The organism is Thermomicrobium sp. (genome assembly GCF_053493975.1).
Genome location: NZ_JBRBZA010000001.1, coordinates 25,220 through 43,395, shown reverse-complemented (window position 1 = coordinate 43,395; position 18,176 = coordinate 25,220). Strand labels below are relative to the sequence as shown.

The window sequence follows — 18,176 nt, the reverse complement described above, 5'->3', positions numbered from 1 at the left end:
CCTCAACACGTTAAAGAGGGCAGCCGTTTCTTGCGCTGTGAGCGTGGCCGTCGGCTCATCCAGTATAAGCAGGCGAGCTTCTCCGGCTAACGCACTTGCAATCTCAACAATACGCTGCTGTGCAACAGGCAGCGTCCGCACGGGCCGCTTTAGATCGATTGTTACGCCGAGTTGGGATAGTATAGCCCGTGCTCGCTCTTCAACTGCGGTCCGGTCTACCCACGACAGGAGAAGTACTCGCCGAATGGGAAAATCTGAAAGCGAGATATTTTCGCCGACGGTCAAGTCGGGGACGACGTGGATTTCTTGAGGGAGCACACGGATTCCCAGCTGCCGCGCTGCACGTGGTGACTGGAAAGTTCTTTCAATACCATCAAATCGTATTGTGCCACTATCTTTATTATATTCTCCCGATATAATCTTTATCAGCGTAGATTTCCCAGCGCCATTAAGACCAAGAAGTGCCACAATCTCGCCGTAATCTACATGAAAGTCTACGTTATGCAGGACACGCATAGGACCAAAGCTTTTCGTAATGCCCTTGACTTCCAGAAGTGATCTCCGAGTACTCCTCTGCTCGCACATAATCACAGCATCACCCTCTTTTGGGTTACTTCAGTAGCGCCTGGTAGTCCTTCAGGTTGGGATCCTTGCGAAGCTGCTCAACGAACAGCCGATATTCCTGTTCGGGAAATGTAAATACAAAATCAGGCTTACGCTTCGTACACTGGTACTGAGGATAGAATTCACAGATATTTGCTGGTGTTACCATAGGATGTTGAATCAGTACGCCAGGTGGCACAGAATAACCTGCGAGCATCATCAGTGCAAGAGGAATGAGGTAGTTACCGTAGCGCTCAGGGAAGAATCCCACCGAGCCGATCATCCGCTCTTCGGCCATCATCGTGTCGAGCTCGTCAGCATTCATTCCCACAGCCAAAAGATCGTTATAACGACCGGCGGCCTTCACCGCCTGCAGCATGCCGATCGTAGACCCATCATTAATCGCTGTAACCAAGATAGGGGCACCTGCTGGTATCCGCCCTAGGAGATTCGCCATTTCTGTGTACGAAACCTCACGAACATTCTTTGTGTCAATCGTAAGAAGCTGTTCCTTGGGTAAGTCCTTGAGAACAGCAAGGATACCGGCCTTCTCACCGTCTGTACGCATCTTGGGGACGACACCTGATTGAGGCAGTTCGCCCACCACCGCATAGACGTCCTTCATTCGGTCCTGTCCCCAAAGTGCGATCGCGGCTTGGGCAAGATATGCCCCTGCAAGAAAACCGGCGTAGGGGTTATTTGCACCGAAGAAAACGGCATCACCGAGCGGTATGTCGATAGCAACGACTGGGATGTCGGCATTCTTGAACTTCTGCCAAATCTGTGGGCCGAAGTTGACGTCCGTCTGGAACTCAATAACAAAGTCAACATTTCGCTGAATAAAACTGTCAGCTACTTGCAGAGCGACTGGGCCTGAGGCTTGATTATCAGCAATAATCAGCTCAATGCCAGCCAAGTCAGTGTTCTTCTTTATGCTCTGCTCAACAAGCAGGCAGAAATTGATGTCACGAGCCAGATTAGCAAACCCAAATACGTATCTGTCGCCATTCTTTGGCGGGCGCTTTGCCTTTGCAGCTTCAACCATCTGCTGCAGCGTCTCAGAAGGCATTAGACGGCCGTCGTAATTGTCCGGGTTAAAGCCGAAGAACTCTACGGCAGTCAGTGTTGCTTGTGTAGTAGGAACTACTGTGGGGGAGGTCTGAATTGCCACGCCAGGAACTGTGGGGCTAGGGGCCGGCGCCGATGAGGGCGGAGCACTAGTTTCCTGGGTAGCGGTAGGCGCTGGGGTTGCTTGGCGACATGACGTGAGCAGTAGTGAGGCCAAGCCTGTACCCGCGAGTCGCATCATGTCGCGCCGTGTATAGAAGCGTTCTTCAGTATTACCTCCCTCTCGCATTTTCATTCCCTCCTGTTTCAAGCACTTTTGGTTGCCCTCCATAGCATCTCCTCCTTCTATCAATCCGCCGCGGCTCGAGCTACCAATTCATCTTCGTTAACTGTCCATGTTCACCTCCAGATTCTCCTTACCTGCACCCCCATGGCCCGTAGCTCCGCCGCACGCTCCTCGCTGGTATCGGCCAGCAGCACCTGGGAGACAACCTTTACTTGTCCGATGATGTGTAGGCCGTACTGCTGAAACTTCGTCCCGTCCACGAGCAGTATAGCTTCCCGTGACTGCTCAATCATGGCCCGCTTGACGTCCGCCTCTTGGGCGTCAGGATCGGTAAGGTTGCCGTTCGGGGTCACTCCTTTGACACTAAAGAAGGTCTTATCAGCATAGAGAGAGGCGATATCGGCCAATGTCCGCTGGCCAACAAATGACAGCGTCAGCTTGCGCAACGCACCCCCTATCCCGATCAGCTCCAATTGCGGTACCTGGCTGCTGGCAACCAACTCCATGATCGGGAGAGAGTTGGTCGCGATAGTGATTGCAAGCCCGAGATTGACAATACGCCTTGCAAGGTAATACGCCGTTGTCGACGAGTCAAGAAAGATCGCTTCTCCAGGATTGAGCATCGCGGCGGCAATCTCTGCCAACAACTCCTTCGCTTCCACCGCCCGCTCGAGACGTTGGGCAAATGAATCCTCGTGTTGGGCGAAGCTCGGGAGGATAGCTCCTCCATGTGTCCGCTTAAGCTGCCCAGCTCGCTCGAGCGCATCTAGATCCCGACGAATGGTCATCGGCGAGATCCTGAAAAGCTGCCCAAGTTCGGCCACTGTAATGCTTCCGCGCCGGTGCAGAAGTTCCAGAATCTGACGACGGCGCTCCTCTGGCAGTGTGCGAGTCGACGAGCGAATCTGGTCGATCATGGCCTTAATTCGCGATGATCTAGACGAACTCATCCATACAATAGCACACATTCGATCAATCTGCAAGAGATCGACGGGACGGCCCCATTGCTCGGCTGTGCTAGACACGCGCCTGGCCGGAACTCGATGGAGCTCAGTCCAGTGCAGGCAATAGCAGTAGATCCCAGCGGGAGCCGTCGCCGCTATACTCCGCACACCATTTATGGCCACTCTAGTGCGCTAATTCCCGGCGGGGCCCACTGAATGCGTACGAGCCCACTCCCCGTAAAGGCTAGGGAACCAGCATGCGCCTCGCATCGCAACGGTTTCTACTGCCGCTAGCCAGAATACCATTGACGGAGAGAGTGACGCGAATCGAACGTTATGCGGGCAGGCACGCGCCTAGGAAAGGGGGTAGAGGGGCAGACCCTTACGGGGAAACTCGAATGCCTCGTTGCCTTGAGTATGCGCAGCCTCTGCCAGCCAGGTTTTCCCTGAAGCGAGTCTTCCAGCACCTAGATCCCGTGTCCACGCCATTGAGCCCGACGTAAGCCCTCCAGGGTTATTGTTCGAGTAACGCCACATGTTCAAATTAGGAAATGCGAAGCTAAGTCGCCCAGTCAGGGGCACGGCGAGAGTATAGTGCGCTTCGTGAAGCACTTGCGGCATCTAGTCACCATCTTGTGGAACCAATAGGTTAGCCACATCTTCGGGGTTGGACTCTGTAGCAGTTGGCTCGCCGGCAACCTGCTCTTCCACTAGTCACGAGGGATTCCGCCCAAAAGGGGTTTAACAAATAGTTAGGTAACTCAGACACTCGGCCAGGGAGAGACTCCAGCCGCTCTCTCTGTACCACCGGTTCGGGCATCGGCCGGATGCGCCGAAGCTTATCCCATAGAAGCTGCAACCATTCCTGCTGGGACGATTGTGTCCAAGCGGAAACTTGACCATCACGCGCTTGGTGCTCGTGCTGTCAGAGAAGAATAACTGGATGCCGTTCACACGAGCACATGTCAGGTTTTGAGGTAGTTGCGGCTGAACCGGGCATTCTCGCCAAGGTTATCCCGTCAAGATGCCCGTGATGCATGGGTCGGACGCGAATGGCCCAGTGTAGTTCTCGTTCCACAGCTTGCCCTATAGGAGAGTGTTTACTACCGCAGTTGTGCTTTTGAGCGATTGGTCACAATCGGTTGGATTGAAGTAGGGGCACGGCTTGCCGAAGTTGCAGTGGACTGGTTACTGGATCTTGTTAATGATGCCCTTGATCTGATCCCGCCAGTCGAACAGCAGCGAGTGCAACCACAGTGCGCAGTGCGACCCCAGGGAAGTCTGCCGGCGAAGCGCTGCCGGGAAGGCAATCTTGACGAGCACCAGTCTTCATCGCCTGACAACGTAGCGCCCGGCGGGTGTAATCCGCTCGCCGCGCGGCACCGCGTGATTGAACCTCCCAGCCTCACGCACTCAGTGCCGTGGAGTAACGGATCGCCTCAAGGCGCCAAGAACACTAGCAGGGCAGATCGACTCGGCGTATCGGCACACCCACGAACTTAAGAGGTCCGGTGTTTGGGTGCTGGGGATCAGTGCGGAGTGGCGGCCTGTCAATTTGGGAGTTCAGGAGTGCACCCAGCACCTTTGCCTCATCGCTGCAAAGGAGAGTAGTCGCGACTGCCACTACACGAGTTTAACGAATTGAACCAGATCGCAACCAAAGCGATCGAGGCTGTTCCGCAGGGCACGGATATCCTAGATCTTGCATGCCTTAATTAAAATCCTAAGCACTTCACACACGCAGTACGGCGCGTCACCGCCGCTGCGCCACTCAAACCGCACGTGGTGAAGCGCGCCGAAGTAGGCGCCTGAGCTTCCCGCCGCCTTGGCGAGCCAAATACCATTTATGTCTAAGCACTGGGTCAGGACCTTGATCGCCAAGATCAGTTGCGCAGGGTCAAGGACGCGCGACACCCTTACTGTCTTGGCTCCGTGGGGGAAGTCCACGCCTGACACGACCAGCTCAGCAGTCTAGTACGATCAGCCTAAGCCAGAGCTTCGAAGGCACAGGCAAGGGAGTCGACCAGCAGCAATGTGTTAGACGAACTCACTGATATTAACAGGGTAAAATCTGTACGTAAGTAGCTGTACGTAAATAGCCCCACAGCAGCGGACCCGGAGCCAGTCGTGTGTAGGCCTGAACCATCATGTAACCCTTCTCCTCTCGTTTCTGCTCGCACGCCGCGGGGTGGAGCAGCGGCAGCTCGCTGGGCTCATAACCCAGAGGTCGTGGGTTCGAATCCCACCCCCGCTACCACTCCTGAGCTGAGCACCTGGTGATCGCCGGGTGCTTTGTCGTCTTCGGCCGGTTCTGAAAATGTTGGGCCGAGATTCCGCCCACACGACGTGCCCGGTCAGCACGGGCTCCCCTCGATACCGTTCTCGCTGCGAGTCAAATTGTCGTATGCCTGCGCTTGCCGAGTACTGTGGTGTCCTTATCTACCTCTGCAGGCACGCAATGCGACCAATGAGCCCAGCGTGGGGGCGTCTCCGCGCCTTCCACGCTGGGCTCGTTGCGCGCTGGCCGAGTCACTCACGTCGGGGTGATCACCGCGCGTCCAAAGTATCGCCCGTGTTTGAAGTCATCGATCGCCCGGTTGATCTCTTGGAGCGTGTAGCGCTGCGTGAACACGCGGACCTTCCCGCGAGCCACGAGATCGATCAGTTCGACCAGTTCCTTGTAGTTCCCAACCAGGCTCCCGGCGACCGTCAACTCGCCAAAAATCATGCGCACGGTCGGAATCTCCAATGTCCCCCCATAGCCGATGATGAGATGCGTCCCTCCCTTGCGGAGCATCTGCCAGCTCTGCTGCTCGACTCCCTGCTCACCGACGAAGTCGAGCACGACGTGTGCACCACCACCGGTGAGCTCACGAATTTCCGCAGCCAGATCAGGGCTCCCGGCCAGAACATGATCCGCCCCGAGCTCGCCAGCCCGCTCCCGCGCCAACGGCGACCGGTCGACAGCGACGATCCGCACCCCTGCGAGAGCCCGCAGGACCTGGAGCGCGATGTGCCCGAGTCCGCCGATACCGATGATCACCACCCATCCATCCGGTGGGGCAATGCGGCTCGCCCGCTTGGCTGCTCGATACGCTGTCAGCCCCGCGTCGGCCAAGGGTGCGATATCGACCAGATCGACGTCCTCAGGCACCTTCACCAGCGCCCGTTCGGTCGTGACGAGGTACTGGGCGAATCCGCCGTCCGAGTCCAATCCTGGGAACCGCGCGCTGGTGCAGTACATGTCCTCCCCGACCCGGCAGCCGAGACAGAGCCCGCAGGTCGCCTGTGGGTGGCAAATCACGCGATCTCCCACGCGCACGTTGCGCACGGCACTGCCAACTGCCTCGACGATACCCGTGTTCTCATGTCCGAGCGTGTACGGGAGCAGCTTTCCCTCCGGATCGAGAATCGGGCGCCAGACTCCCTCGATGATGTGGAGATCGGTCCGGCACAGCCCCGCTCCCACGATACGGACGATCACCTCGTCCGGTTGCCGGATCGTCGGATCCGGAACGGTCTCGAGGCGCAGTTCTTCCTGCATCGCCGGGTCATACCGATACAGCCGAGCAGCCAGCACCGCCTATCCTCCTCTCGCCCGATGAACTGGGTGCGCCGCGCGGCGCACCCAGTTCGCTTTCCGCCTCGCCCCCGATCAGCTCAGGCCGCCTGCTGAGCAGCCAGCCTCTGGCCGATCGGATCCTGCGCCAGCTTCGCCTTCTGCGCCGCAATGTCGATGCCGTACAGGCGCGCCGCGTTCTCGCCCAAAATCTTCCGCTTGGCCTCCGGCGTCAGATCGACCCCGTACTCCTCTTTGATGTCCTCCGGCAGCTCGAACCGCGCAAACGCCTCCACGATCCACTTCGGTGTCCAAATCGCATAGTCGCTCCCAAACAAGATCCGGTCTTCACCCACCCAGTAGAGCAGGTTGGCCATGATCTCCGCAAAGTAGCGCGGGCGCGTCGCAATGAAGGCCGAGGCCACCGCCAACCCCGCATACACGTTCTTGTCCTGCTTGGCGATCCAGCAGAAATCGTCCAGCCGCGGCAACCCCACATGCTCGATGATGAAGTTCAGCTCCGGAAAGTCGGTCGCCGCATAGTCCACATCGTGCACGTCAAAAGCATCCTTGCTCAGCGGATAGACCGTCGGCCCTTTGTGAACATGCAGGTTCTTGATGCCCAGCTCGCGACACAGCTCCAGATACCGATAGGCCATCGGATCGGTCAGCTTCCAACCACGCGACCCGTCGTACCACTCCGCGGTATAGAGCTTGAGCCCGCGGATCGGATACTGCTCGACCATCCGCCGGAACGTCTCCAGCCCCGCCTCGCCCCAGCGCGGATCGAACGAGCCGCACAGAATGAAGCGATCCGGATACTTCTGGACCAGCACGTAATTTTGCTCGTGCGTGTTGAACCCGTTCTTGAAGAACTCACGCAGGTACGTGGAGTTGAAAATCCCCATGTCGACGTGGCCTTCGAGAAACAGATCCCGAACCAAGTCCTCCTCGCTGTACTTCATGAACTTCTCGAACGGCCAGACCGCCTCCTTCGGACTCAAGGCCAGATGGTAGTCGTAAAAGCACTTGATCCAGCCCTCGCCCCACTGATTCCGCCAGTTCTCCGGGCTGCCATCCCAAAAGTGCATGTGCCCGTCGATGACGAAGACCTCCTGCCCATCGATCGTGATCATGGAACAGCCTCCTTTCGCTCACGAACCCACCACTGTTGCCGACTTTCCAGGAGTGCCTCACACAAGGCGGTACTCGCCCGCAGATTGACGACGGTCGCGCGGAGCCGACGGAGCTCATCGGCCAACTCGCCTTCGGCGATCGCGCGACCATCGGGCCGCAGGAGCAGGGGTGCGTCCGCATCCATGGAAAGCCCGAGCTCGGCACGTCGCGCGAGATACCGGTCGACGAGGCGAGCACGAACCGGTCCGTACCGGTTGTCCTCGGCGCACAACCACGCATCTTCGCCCTTGCTTACGAGGGTAGCCAGCGTGGCTCTCGTCAGAACCGACTCGGGTGCTCCCGCGTTGCGCAACGCTTGGACCAGAACCAGTAACCGACTCAAGTACCCTTTGAGGAGGAACCGTTGGCGGAGTTCTTCGAGGTCTTCGGTCGCCTCATCGGGAAACAGCTCGCAAAAGGAGCGACCGGCACTCACTCCCCGCGAAAGGACATCGCTCGCGAAGTGATCTTCCAGGACAATCTCGACCTGGGAGATTTCCGACCGCTCGAGCAGGGCACGCCGCACACCATCCGCCATGAGGTAGGCAAAGTTCGGCGAGCACCAGTAGGTCGGTAGACGCAGCACGACGCGAACGCGCTGGTCCTCCTGTTCGACGCGCTGCACAAAACCGAGGCGAACGATCGATTCGTCGAGTTCCGGGTCGAGGACTCGCTCGAGCTGCGCCCAGAGCGTTTTCGTCTCCATCGCTGGCTCCCTGATCGATCGATGCTCGGGCAATTCTCGCGAAGAGCTTAGCTACTCGAGGAACCTGGCTCAATGGATACGAGCATTCTTGGCAGATACTGCCAAAAGGACCGGAAAGTCCGATCACGAGAGGGAAGCCATACTCGCAACGCGGCGCAAGACTCCGACCAGAAGCTCACTCTCAGCAGCGAACCGCCGAACCGGCACACTGATCGCAAGGGCGACCGCTACCCGGCCATCTTCGCGTGCCAATGGGACAGCGATGCAAGCCGAACCGAGCGCGTACTCCTCGCGGTCGAAGGCGACTCCGCTGGCTCGGACCTCACGGAGCTCGCTCTGGAGCTGAAGCGGCGATTCGATCGTAGTCGGAGTGAATCGGGGAAGTCGCTCTTGTCGAAGATAGTCCGGCCACTCCTCCAGACGACGATCCACGAGCAGGAGCTTCCCGAGTGCAAGAGCATGCGCCGCACCGCGGAAACCGCGCCCCAAACCCGGCAGCTCACGCACACCGCGCCGACCGTGGACGAAGATCACCTCCACGTCCCGGTCCGACCAGACAGCTAAGTAAGACCGGCAACCCGTCAATTCACTGATCCGGCTCGCCACCGGCTCGAGTTCGATCGGGTGCAGGCGCCCCCCCAGCAGCTGGTTCGATAACCGATAGAGCGCGGGTCCCGGCCGCAGGCAGCGATGCGGCTCCAAAATGACATACCCCGCAGCAGTCAGGGTGTGCACGAGGTGATAGGCCGTGGAAAGACTCACACCCAGTTCAGTCGCCAGCTCTTTGACAGAAAGCCCGGGCTGACGCTCGACGACGAGCTGTAAAACTTGGAGGATCCGCTCTCCCGTACTGAGCGTGCGCGCAGGCCGCACCACTGTCACGAGCCCCTTTCTCGTCGGCCTCGACCGGGCGGTGACATGCTCACCTTACGGCATCGAGAGCCGGCACGTCAAGGGGCGGGATCCGCGATTTGGGGTGCCAGCCAGAATTTCCCGCGTTCGCATGAGTCCGCACGACAAAAGAATGGGATAGCGGAAAACTGGTGGAAGCGAAGGCTCGGCAGCGACGTGCCGGCTCTGTCTGCCGACAGAAGTTCCTGTCGCGCCCGGTACGGCATTCCCCATCCCTGGTGGAGCGGCGCACGTTTTCCGCGCGCAGGGTGGTCCACAGCGCTGCACGATACCCGCCACGACCTTGCCCACCTTGCTCCGCGATGAACGCGCTGTTGGGTGATCGGTGAGGCCGGCTCGGTATCCACCCAGCAGCGCGGGAGCGACCGTCGCTCAGCCTGGCGGCTAGGACAAGGAAAGACGGCGCACCCCTTGACAGACGGCCATCCGAGCGCGCAGAATGAATCCCGACTGACGTGGTCGGGATTCTCCGGTGGCCACCGAGCCCGAACAGTCGGTCCCCCACTGTGGGACGAAGGGAGACGGAGAGACTCGACGACTGAAAGGGGAAACGATGCGTCGCCGCGATCTTCTCCGCGTCGGCGGACTCGGGCTCGCTGCCGGATGGTCACTCCTCGCCGCCTGCCAGAGCGCGGAGCCGACCGTGACCCCCGTACCCCCGACACCGACAGCCGCCGGGACAGGCATGGCGCCGCAGGCCTCACCCACGTCAGGAGCTGCTGCGACACCAACGGCTGGCGCAACACCGACCGTGATGACCCGTCGCCAAGGTGCAGTCGTGACCATCTATTCCGGACGTTCCAAGTCGCTGATCGGGCCACTCCTGGACCGGATCGGTCAGGAACTCGGATTGGATGTGCGGGCGCGCTACGGCGATACCGCCGAATTGGCGACCGCGATCCTGGAGGAAGGGGATCGTTCGCCCGCGGACCTCTTCTTCGGACAGGATGCTGGGGCCTTGGGCGCACTGGCCAAGGAAGGTCGCTTGGCCCCGCTCCCCAGCGAACTCTTGCAACGCGTCCCACAAACCTACCGCTCTCCGAAGGGACTCTGGGTCGGTATCAGCGGACGCGTCCGCACGGTCGTCTACAACACCCAGCGGGTGAAGCCGGAAGAGATCCCTGCCTCGATCCTCGACTTTGCGGGGAACGAGCGCTGGCGTGCCCGACTCGGCTGGGCGCCGACGAATGGATCCTTCCAAGCATTCGTGACCGCTCTTCGTCGGTTGCGCGGAGAGGATGTCGCTCGCTCTTGGCTCGAGGGGATCAAAGCGCTCGACACACGCGTCTTCCCCAACAATGCGAGCATCGTCCAAGCCACGATCAAGGGAGAGATCGAAGCTGGGTTCGTCAACCATTACTACCTCATGCGGGAGCGTGCACAGGCTGGTCGACCACTGCCAGCGGAAAACCATTTCTATACCAATGGTGATCCCGGCGGGTTGGTCAATGTGGCAGGCGTCGGCGTGTTGGTGACGAGCCGCGCGAGCGATGCCGCTCTTCTGCTCGTCGATTATCTCCTGAGCGAACCAGCGCAGCGGTACTTCGCTGAGCAGACTTTCGAGTATCCGCTCCTCGCGGGTGTCCCGGCTCATCCGGATCTGCCGCCGCTCTCGTCGCTCAACCCGCCAGCACTCGATCTCTCCGATCTGGACGATCTCGAAGGAACCCTGGCTCTCCTTCAGGAGGTCGGTCTCCTGTGACAGCGTCAGCAGGGCGAACGACCATCGAGCACTCGCTTCATCGGCGCCGGAGCCTCGCGGCGATCCGCCCCAGCGAAGTCGTGGCGATGATCATCGCGGCGATCGCTCTGGTACCGGTCCTGTACTTGGTCTGGCGCGCCCTGGAGGGAGGCGAGCGGGCACTCGCCTCCCTCACCCATCCTCGTACTGCTTGGCTCGTGCTGCGCAGCCTCGGACTCGCTGTCGCGGTCGCGGTGAGCAGCGCGCTGATCGCCTTCCCACTGGCTGTCCTCACCGAGCGAGTCGCTTTCCCTGGTCGGCGGTGGTTGGCGATCCTGCTCGCCGTACCGCTCGCCGTGCCCAGCTATGTCATGGCGTATGCGGTCGTGGCTGCGCTGGGCCCGCGCGGAACGCTCGCCTCGCTGCTCGAGCGGAGCGTGGGGGTAGATCGGCTGCCGGAGGTATACGGGTTCTTCGGGGCGTGGCTCACCCTGACGCTCGTGACGTACCCCTACAGCTTTCTCGCGCTGCGCGCGGCGTTGCGCGGACTCGATCCGGCCTTCGAAGAAGTCGCGCGCACGCTGCACGCGGGGCGCTGGGCGACGTTGTGGCGCGTCACCGTTCCCTTGCTCGGGCCAGCCTTGCTCTCCGGGATGCTGCTCACAACGCTCTATGTGCTCAGCGACTTCGGCGCGATCGCGATTCTGCGTTACCCGACCCTGACGTACAGTATCTACAACCAGTACCGTCTCTCGTTCGACCGCTCGGCTGCGGCGGCACTGGCGGTGCTCCTGGTCGTCCTCTCAGCGGTCCTGCTGATCGCCGAACGGCGTTGGCAGCGTCGCGCCGCTTTCTATCGCACCGTGGGGACTCGCCGTCCACCGGTCTTGCACCGGCCAGGGTGGGGGAGTTGGCTCGGACTGGGCCTGGCACTGATTTGGGGCACTTGTGCGATCGGTTTGCCAGCGGGCATGGCGACGTTCTGGTTCCTGCGCGCGCGGTCATTGGGGGAACAGCTGCCCGGAATCGGGGAACCGCTCGCGCATTCCCTGCTGGTCGGAAGCGCGGCCGGACTCGTCACGGTCGCACTGGCGCTTCCTGTCGCCTGGGCGGTGGTGCGCGGGAACGGCCGCTTCGTCTCGCTCATCGATTTACCGCTCTGGATCGCCTATGGTCTCCCGGGTATCGTGCTGGCGCTGGCGCTCGTCTCGTTCAGTGTCCGCTTCCTCCCGTGGCTCTACCAGACACTCCCGCTCTTGATCGTCGGGTACGCATTGCGCTTCTTGCCAGAAGCCACGGGGGTCCTACGCGCCACGCTGGCACAACAGAATCCGCGGCTCGAGGAAGCGGCGCGGACACTGGGCTTGCGTCCCTGGCGAGCATGGCTGCGCGTCCTGCTACCACTGACACTCCCAGGGATCGGAAGCGCCTTCGCGTTGGTCTTCCTGACGACCGTCAAAGAACTCCCGGTGACCTTGCTTTTGAGCCCGATCGGTTTTCCGACCTTGGCGACCGCAGTCTGGAACGCGACCGCCGATGCCTACTGGTCGCACGCGGCGCTACCGACACTCTTGCTGCTGGGCATCGGTGTGGTACCGATGGCACTCTTCAGCTGGTGGCAGGAGCGCGGGGCGGGGAGGAGTACCACGTGAGCGAAACGTGCGCGGTCCGCTTGGCGGGAGTCTGGAAGTGGTACCGAGGGTCAGCTGTTCCGGCGGTGCGCGATCTCTGGCTGGACGTTCGCGCCGGAGAACTGCTCGCCATCCTGGGGCCGAGCGGATGCGGGAAGACGACAACTCTGCGACTCATCGCTGGTCTCGAGCGGCCGGACGCGGGGGCGATCGAGATCGGCGGGCGAGTGGTGGCCGGGGGAGGCCGTTTCGTTCCGCCGGAAGAGCGAGGGGTCGGGCTCGTTTTCCAAGATTACGCGTTGTTTCCGCACTTGACGGTCGAGGAGAATATCGCGTTCGGACTCCGGGGATCGACGCGGCAGGAGCGCACTCGGCGCGTTCAGGAACTGCTGGCGCTGACCGGGTTGGAGGCTTTTCGAGCACGCTATCCCCATCAGCTCTCGGGGGGACAGCAACAGCGGGTCGCGATCGCCCGGGCACTGGCACCGCGCCCGGCGGTACTCCTCTTGGACGAACCGTTCGCGAACTTGGACGTCGAACTGCGCCTGCGCATGCGCGAGGAACTGCGACGGCTGCTGCGCGATGTCGGCGTGACCGTGATCCTGGTGACCCATGATCGCGACGAAGCGCTCGCCTTGGCCGACCGCGTGGCCGTGATGCTGGAGGGGACCATCGTGCAGGTGGATACCCCAGAACGGGTGTACCACGAGCCGCGGACGCGTGACGTGGCACGTTTGCTCGGCCAAGCCAGCTTCGTCCCAGCCAGGGTGCTCGGTCGGCTCGGGCGCAGCGACATCGGGTCGTTCGCGCTGGAAGGGGCGGAGGAGTCGACCGAGCAGGTCGAGTTGCTTCTGCGGCCACGCGATGTGGTTCTCGAACGCCATCCGGAGGGGCTCGGAGTCGTCGTCGACCGCCGCTTCGTCGGTGCGGAGACGATCTACCGTGTGCTCTTGCGGTGCGGCATCACCATCGAGACGAGCCAACCGCCTTCCATCGAGTTGGCGATCGGGGAGCGGGTCGAGGTGCGGTGCAATCGGGCGCGTGTCGCGGCATTCGCTGGCGACGAGCGGATCGGGTTGGCAGCACTGCTGGAACGTTTGGGACGAACGCGCCCAGCCGACGCTCAGGCCCCGGTGGCTGGCGGCACCGACGAGGCCGCAACGGGCTGACGACTCGAACGGGGAGCAGCGATTCGGGAGTCCGAACCGCGCCGCGGCGTGGCGCGGGTTTCCGGCACGCCAGAGGACGTCCTCGGACAACTCGGGGCGAGTGGGTTCCACGGGTGGAACTGCACCATCTCTCGGATGCGTATAACTGTGCTTATGCGCTGATAGCAGCGATGACGCGAGCTCGGGCCGCTCGATGGATCACAGGCAGCGATCCGAAGACACCGCGTCGGTCGCCGCACGCCGGCGCGGGCAGGACCAGCGGCGTGGTCCAGCAGCGTGACGTCTGAGCAGCCGCTTGCGGTGCGCCCTTGTTGGCCAGCTCGGCGGCTGCGCAGCTGTCTGCGTGCGACGCAACGGGCGTGCCGGCTGTGCCGGCACGTGCGAGCGATCGGCTCGTGCTGCTGCCTCGCGGCTGGAACGCTGGAGCAGCGAGCAGCCCGCTCACCGCGACGGCGAGCACTCCGTCCGTTCAGAGGGGCTGCGCCCACCACACCCCTACCCTTTTCCGATGCATGATGTTCTGTCGATAGTGGTCGGCCGATGCGGGGCACGGGCTGGACTCTGCTCGGCCGAGCAGCGAGTGGTGGGACGGGTGATGGGTGCTGACCGCTCGGTGCACGATCAGAGGAGGCGGATGGCGACCCCGATCGCTCCACCGACGACGATGAGCCAGGCCGAATTCACCTTCAAACGGACGAGTGCGACGAGCGCTCCGAGCGCCACGAACGCGCTCAGCGGATCGCTGAGCACCGGGCGGCCGAGTTCCCATAGGACACCGGCCATGAGCGCGACTGCTGCGACGTTGAGACCATCGAGGAGCGAGGCGAGTCGGGCCGAGCGACGCAGGCGCGGCGCCACGGGACGGACGGCTGCGACGAAGACGAAAGCAGGCAGAAAGATCGCGATCGTGGCCAGCAATGCTCCCGGAAGGCCCGCCACCAGATACCCGACGAAGGTCGCCGTCGTGAAGACCGGTCCGGGCGTCACTTGCCCGACCGCGATCGCGTCCAGCAGTTGGCGGTCGGTCAACCAGGCGAGCCGTTCGACGAAGTCGCGCCGCAGGAAGGCCAGGAGCACGTAGCCGCTCCCGTACAGGACCGAGCCGATCTTGAGGAAGGTCAGGAACAGTTCGAGCAGACTGACCGGTGTGCTCGGACCACTGACCAGAAACGCGCTGGTCGCGAAGGCTCCCACGGGCGCGAGTGCGAACGAGCCGGTGCGCGGGCGTCCAGTGCGGAACCCCAGCATAGCGAGTGCCGCACCAGCCAAGAGGAGGAGCTCGTGGACTCCCGCGAGGTAGAGAAGGAAGATCGTCGAGGCCAGCACGATCCGGCTCGTTCGCCGCGTGGCCAGCCTCCCCAAGTTCCAGATCGCCTGACCGATGATCGCGAGAAGAACGGGCTTCACTCCCTCGAGGAGCCAGATCGCTGCCGGCACAGTGCCCCAACGGACGTAGAGCCAAGCGAGGACGAGCACGATCGCAGCGGCCGGGAGGATGAAGAGTATCCCACCGACGAGGAAACCAGGCCAACCGGCCCGTCGATAGCTGCAATGGATGACCATCTCGGTCGAGTTCGGTCCCGGGATGAGGTTCGTGATTCCGAGAAGATCGAGGAACTCCTGCTCGCTGAGCCAGTGCCGGCGAACGACGACCTCTTCGCGCAGCATCGCGATGTGGGCAGCCGGACCGCCGAAGGCGAAGCAGCCGAGTTTGAGCGCCACGATCGCAACTTCAGCGAGAGAGCCGCTCTGTCCACTGTCCGTTTCAGCACCGCTGCTGCGCACCGGCGGTGTCTCGCGCACGCTCGTCTCCCAACGGTCGAGCGATGCCGGCCTCGGAGTGCCAGGATGCGTCGGTGGGTCCACCCTGGTCTATCACTATCATGACCGGAGCGAGACGATCGCGCAGCGTTGCAAAAGTTCGTGAACCGGACTCGCCTGCCGACCCAGCGTTTCCCCATGATCGCGCGTCCCGATACGCTGGAGACAGCGCACCCCCCCTCGAGCGGTCGAGTGCCGATCGGCGCTCCCTCGATGATGCCGATGGGACACGCGACAGGTTCCTTCTCTCTGTGCCAGCAAGGCAACTCTTGACTGCGAACAGGTGTTCTACTACGATGCATACGAACGTATGTGCGACTCTCGGCACGGGAAGGGGGACATGTGCCGGTCTCGCGAAACTCTCGCCATGGAGTGAGCACCCTCGAAAGCGAGGCGAGCTCCGTTCCGGAAGTCGTGGACGCAGGCGGCGCGGACGATGCTCGGCGCGAGCGGATTGCCTGGCTTCGCCAGCTCATCGCCGAGCGCTTCGGCCCGCACGTGCTGCTCGACCCGGCACGCCTGACGGTCGACACTGCCCCGATCCACTCAGCGATGCCGCCCCGCTCGACCATGGGTCCGCGGTTCCTCTCGACCGATCTCCTCGGGCTCGATCTCGCGCTCGGCGGTGGCCTTCCCCGCGGCCGGTCGATCGAGCTGGCTGGCCCACCCTACTCCGGCAAGCGGACGCTCGCTAGCTGGTTCGTTCGGTCCGTCCAGCGTGCTGGTGGCTGGGTCGCCTACCTCGATGCAGCGCACAGCGTCGACTTCGATCGCCTGCATCACTGGGGTGTCGCTGTCCTCGATCTCCTCGTCGCACTCCCGCAATCCGTCACCGAAGCACTCGAACTGGCTCGTCTCCTCCTACTGTCCGGAGCGCTCGACCTGGTCGTACTCGATCTCCCACCGCATCGCGCGCTGCGCCCGGAACTCGACCGTGGTCTCCGCCAGCTCCGGCCGCTCCTGCGCGGTCGGCCGACGGTATTGGTCGTCGTCCGGGATCGAGTGGATACGAGCGCGCTCGTTGCGGCACAGGTACGACTCCGGCTCGAGCCGCTCGCCCAGCTCGTCCGACCTGGACCGCTCGCCGCGCAAGCGTTGCCCGAGGGCTTGCGCGCCCATGTCCGCATCGAGCGTGGTCCATTGTGGCCACCGCGCGATCCACCGGTACCGATCGAGTTGTGCCGACGCGAAGGAGTGCGGGTCGCGCTCGAACGGATCGATCTCGGCCTGGCGCTCGGCGTCATCCACCCGCATCCGCTCGGCCTGGTTTTCGCTGAGACCGTCCTCGGGCGAACTCGTGAGCGAGCAGCAGCCCGTCTCCAGAGTGATCCGTCGCTCTGGTCCCAGTTGGAGGAGGAGATCCGTGCCCGTTGGTTATCTGGCGATCGATCGCTGGCCGCATCGACCACTCGATGAACTTTTCGCCCCGCTCACGCCAGCGATCCAGAAAGACGAGCAAGAGCGGGGCGTTTGGTTCGACGCGAGCGGTATCCGGCTCCAGTATGGTGATGAGGGTCGGTACGGACGAGCCGTCCTCGCTACGATCGCGCGTGCTGAAGGAACTGGCCGGATCGGGATCGCCGCGACTCCCTGGGTCGCTCGGCTGGCTGCCCGGCTCGCGACTCCGGACGAGGTCATCGTCGTTCCAGAACCGGAGACGCGCGCCTTCCTCCGCCCACTGCCACTCGAGTGGCTTCCGTTGCCATCCCGCATCCAGGAGCGACTCCGCGCGCTCGGCATCGTGACCATCGGCCAGTTCGCTGATCTCCCGCTCCAGAGCCTCCGCCGGCGTTTTGGAGCCGACATCGCACTCGCGCATCGCCTGGCCCATGGAGACAACCCGACTCCGTTCCGCGGTCGGACGCCGCTCGCTCCCCTGTCTGCAGAGCGCGCGCTCGAGCCACCGGTCGCAACTCAGGATGCTCTCGAGCCAGTGTTCCGTTCGCTCTGCCAACAGATCGCCGATGCCCTCGCTGCGCTCGCTCACGCTGCTCGCAGTATCCAGCTCGAGCTGGTCGAGGAAGCCGATCGGACAGTTTCGCGCTTTCGTCGCCTGCCCCAGCCGTACTGGACAGCGCCTGATCTGTTTGCTGTCGCCTGGTCGCTGCTCACCGGCATCACCATCGTCCGCCCGATCGTGCTGCTTCGTCTCACGGTCGAGGAACACGCGCCCGCGCACGCGAGTCAGCCAGCGCTCTTCGACGATGTCCCAGCACGGACTGCCGAACGCGAGCGTCTCTGGCAGACCGCGCAGCGGTTCGCGGGGGGGCGAGTCGTCCGCCTACTCGAGCATGTGCCCGCTGCTCCGCTTCCGGAACTCCGCTGGCGCGTCCAGGGTACGAGGAATCTCGCTGCGCATCCGCTCCACGGCGAGCCGGTGCACCTGGCACGTCGCCCGAGCGGCTGGTGGCTCCGGCTCGGTGAGCGCTGGATCCCCATCCGACGTGGGGGGTTCTACGAGCGACTCGATCTCTGGTGGCCAGTGGAACACCACCGTCGGACAGTGTGGGTCGAGCTGGCCGATGGCCAGCGGCTGCTGCTCACCCGCGACCACCTCCCGAGCGACGGTGCGTCCGAACGACCGACCTGGCGACTCGTCGGACGACTCGATTGAGGGGAG

13 protein-coding genes and 1 tRNA gene are annotated in these 18,176 nt (G+C 62.4%); 6 read left to right on the top strand and 8 right to left on the bottom strand.

Features of this window, described 5'->3' with window-relative positions; all coding sequences use genetic code 11:
- The 3 genes from ACWIVK_RS00190 to ACWIVK_RS00180 form a co-directional block, all read right to left on the bottom strand.
- Positions 1 to 516 (bottom strand): ATP-binding cassette domain-containing protein (locus ACWIVK_RS00190; protein WP_448574528.1); only part of this gene is annotated, 516 nt, incomplete at its 3' end.
- 94 nt (positions 517 to 610) lie between these two features.
- Positions 611 to 2,002 carry a sugar ABC transporter substrate-binding protein gene (locus tag ACWIVK_RS00185; protein ID WP_448574527.1) on the bottom strand — a complete coding sequence of 464 codons (1,392 nt, stop codon included), beginning with the start codon at positions 2,000 to 2,002 and terminating at the stop codon, positions 611 to 613.
- A gap of 68 nt (positions 2,003 to 2,070) precedes the next feature.
- Positions 2,071 to 2,874, bottom strand: a complete 804-nt coding sequence (locus ACWIVK_RS00180) for a DeoR/GlpR family DNA-binding transcription regulator (protein WP_448574526.1) — start codon at positions 2,872 to 2,874, stop codon at positions 2,071 to 2,073.
- Positions 2,875 to 5,083: 2,209 nt separating this feature from the next.
- Here ACWIVK_RS00180 and ACWIVK_RS00175 point away from each other — a divergent pair.
- A tRNA-Met gene (locus ACWIVK_RS00175) sits at positions 5,084 to 5,158 on the top strand.
- Positions 5,159 to 5,434: 276 nt separating this feature from the next.
- Here ACWIVK_RS00175 and ACWIVK_RS00170 read toward each other — a convergent pair.
- The 4 genes from ACWIVK_RS00170 to ACWIVK_RS00155 form a co-directional block, all read right to left on the bottom strand.
- Positions 5,435 to 6,481: an NAD(P)-dependent alcohol dehydrogenase gene (locus ACWIVK_RS00170; RefSeq protein WP_448574525.1), complete on the bottom strand. Its 1,047-nt coding sequence runs from the start codon at positions 6,479 to 6,481 to the stop codon at positions 5,435 to 5,437.
- A gap of 80 nt (positions 6,482 to 6,561) precedes the next feature.
- Positions 6,562 to 7,596: an amidohydrolase family protein gene (locus ACWIVK_RS00165; RefSeq protein WP_448574524.1), complete on the bottom strand. Its 1,035-nt coding sequence runs from the start codon at positions 7,594 to 7,596 to the stop codon at positions 6,562 to 6,564.
- Positions 7,593 to 8,342, bottom strand: coding sequence for an iron-sulfur cluster assembly protein (locus ACWIVK_RS00160; RefSeq protein WP_448574523.1), 750 nt, complete (start codon positions 8,340 to 8,342; stop codon positions 7,593 to 7,595). Before ACWIVK_RS00160 ends, ACWIVK_RS00165 begins: the two co-directional genes overlap by 4 nt.
- 123 nt (positions 8,343 to 8,465) lie before the next feature.
- On the bottom strand, positions 8,466 to 9,224 hold the full coding sequence (locus ACWIVK_RS00155) for an IclR family transcriptional regulator (protein WP_448574522.1): 759 nt from the start codon (positions 9,222 to 9,224) through the stop codon (positions 8,466 to 8,468).
- Between the two features lie 583 nt (positions 9,225 to 9,807).
- Between ACWIVK_RS00155 and ACWIVK_RS00150 the strand changes: the two genes are divergently transcribed.
- The 3 genes from ACWIVK_RS00150 to ACWIVK_RS00140 are packed head-to-tail and all read left to right on the top strand — an operon-like array spanning position 9,808 to position 13,735.
- Positions 9,808 to 10,956, top strand: coding sequence for an iron ABC transporter substrate-binding protein (locus ACWIVK_RS00150; RefSeq protein WP_448574521.1), 1,149 nt, complete (start codon positions 9,808 to 9,810; stop codon positions 10,954 to 10,956).
- Positions 10,953 to 12,587, top strand: a complete 1,635-nt coding sequence (locus tag ACWIVK_RS00145) for an ABC transporter permease (protein ID WP_448574520.1) — start codon at positions 10,953 to 10,955, stop codon at positions 12,585 to 12,587. Before ACWIVK_RS00150 ends, ACWIVK_RS00145 begins: the two co-directional genes overlap by 4 nt.
- Positions 12,584 to 13,735, top strand: a complete 1,152-nt coding sequence (locus tag ACWIVK_RS00140; RefSeq protein ID WP_448574519.1) for an ABC transporter ATP-binding protein — start codon at positions 12,584 to 12,586, stop codon at positions 13,733 to 13,735. Before ACWIVK_RS00145 ends, ACWIVK_RS00140 begins: the two co-directional genes overlap by 4 nt.
- A gap of 621 nt (positions 13,736 to 14,356) precedes the next feature.
- Here ACWIVK_RS00140 and chrA read toward each other — a convergent pair.
- The gene (gene chrA, locus ACWIVK_RS00135; RefSeq protein WP_448574518.1) at positions 14,357 to 15,538 is read right to left on the bottom strand and encodes a chromate efflux transporter; all 1,182 of its coding nucleotides are present in this window, start codon (positions 15,536 to 15,538) and stop codon (positions 14,357 to 14,359) included.
- 360 nt (positions 15,539 to 15,898) lie between these two features.
- On the opposite strand from chrA, the gene ACWIVK_RS00130 reads away from it, so the two are divergent.
- A complete protein-coding gene (locus ACWIVK_RS00130; RefSeq protein WP_448574517.1) occupies positions 15,899 to 16,972 on the top strand; it encodes a recombinase A in 1,074 nt (357 codons plus the stop codon).
- Positions 16,920 to 18,170 carry a DNA polymerase Y family protein gene (locus ACWIVK_RS00125; RefSeq protein ID WP_448574516.1) on the top strand — a complete coding sequence of 417 codons (1,251 nt, stop codon included), beginning with the start codon at positions 16,920 to 16,922 and terminating at the stop codon, positions 18,168 to 18,170. The genes ACWIVK_RS00130 and ACWIVK_RS00125 overlap by 53 nt, the downstream gene beginning before the upstream one ends.
- The last annotated feature ends 6 nt before the right edge of the window (positions 18,171 to 18,176 follow it).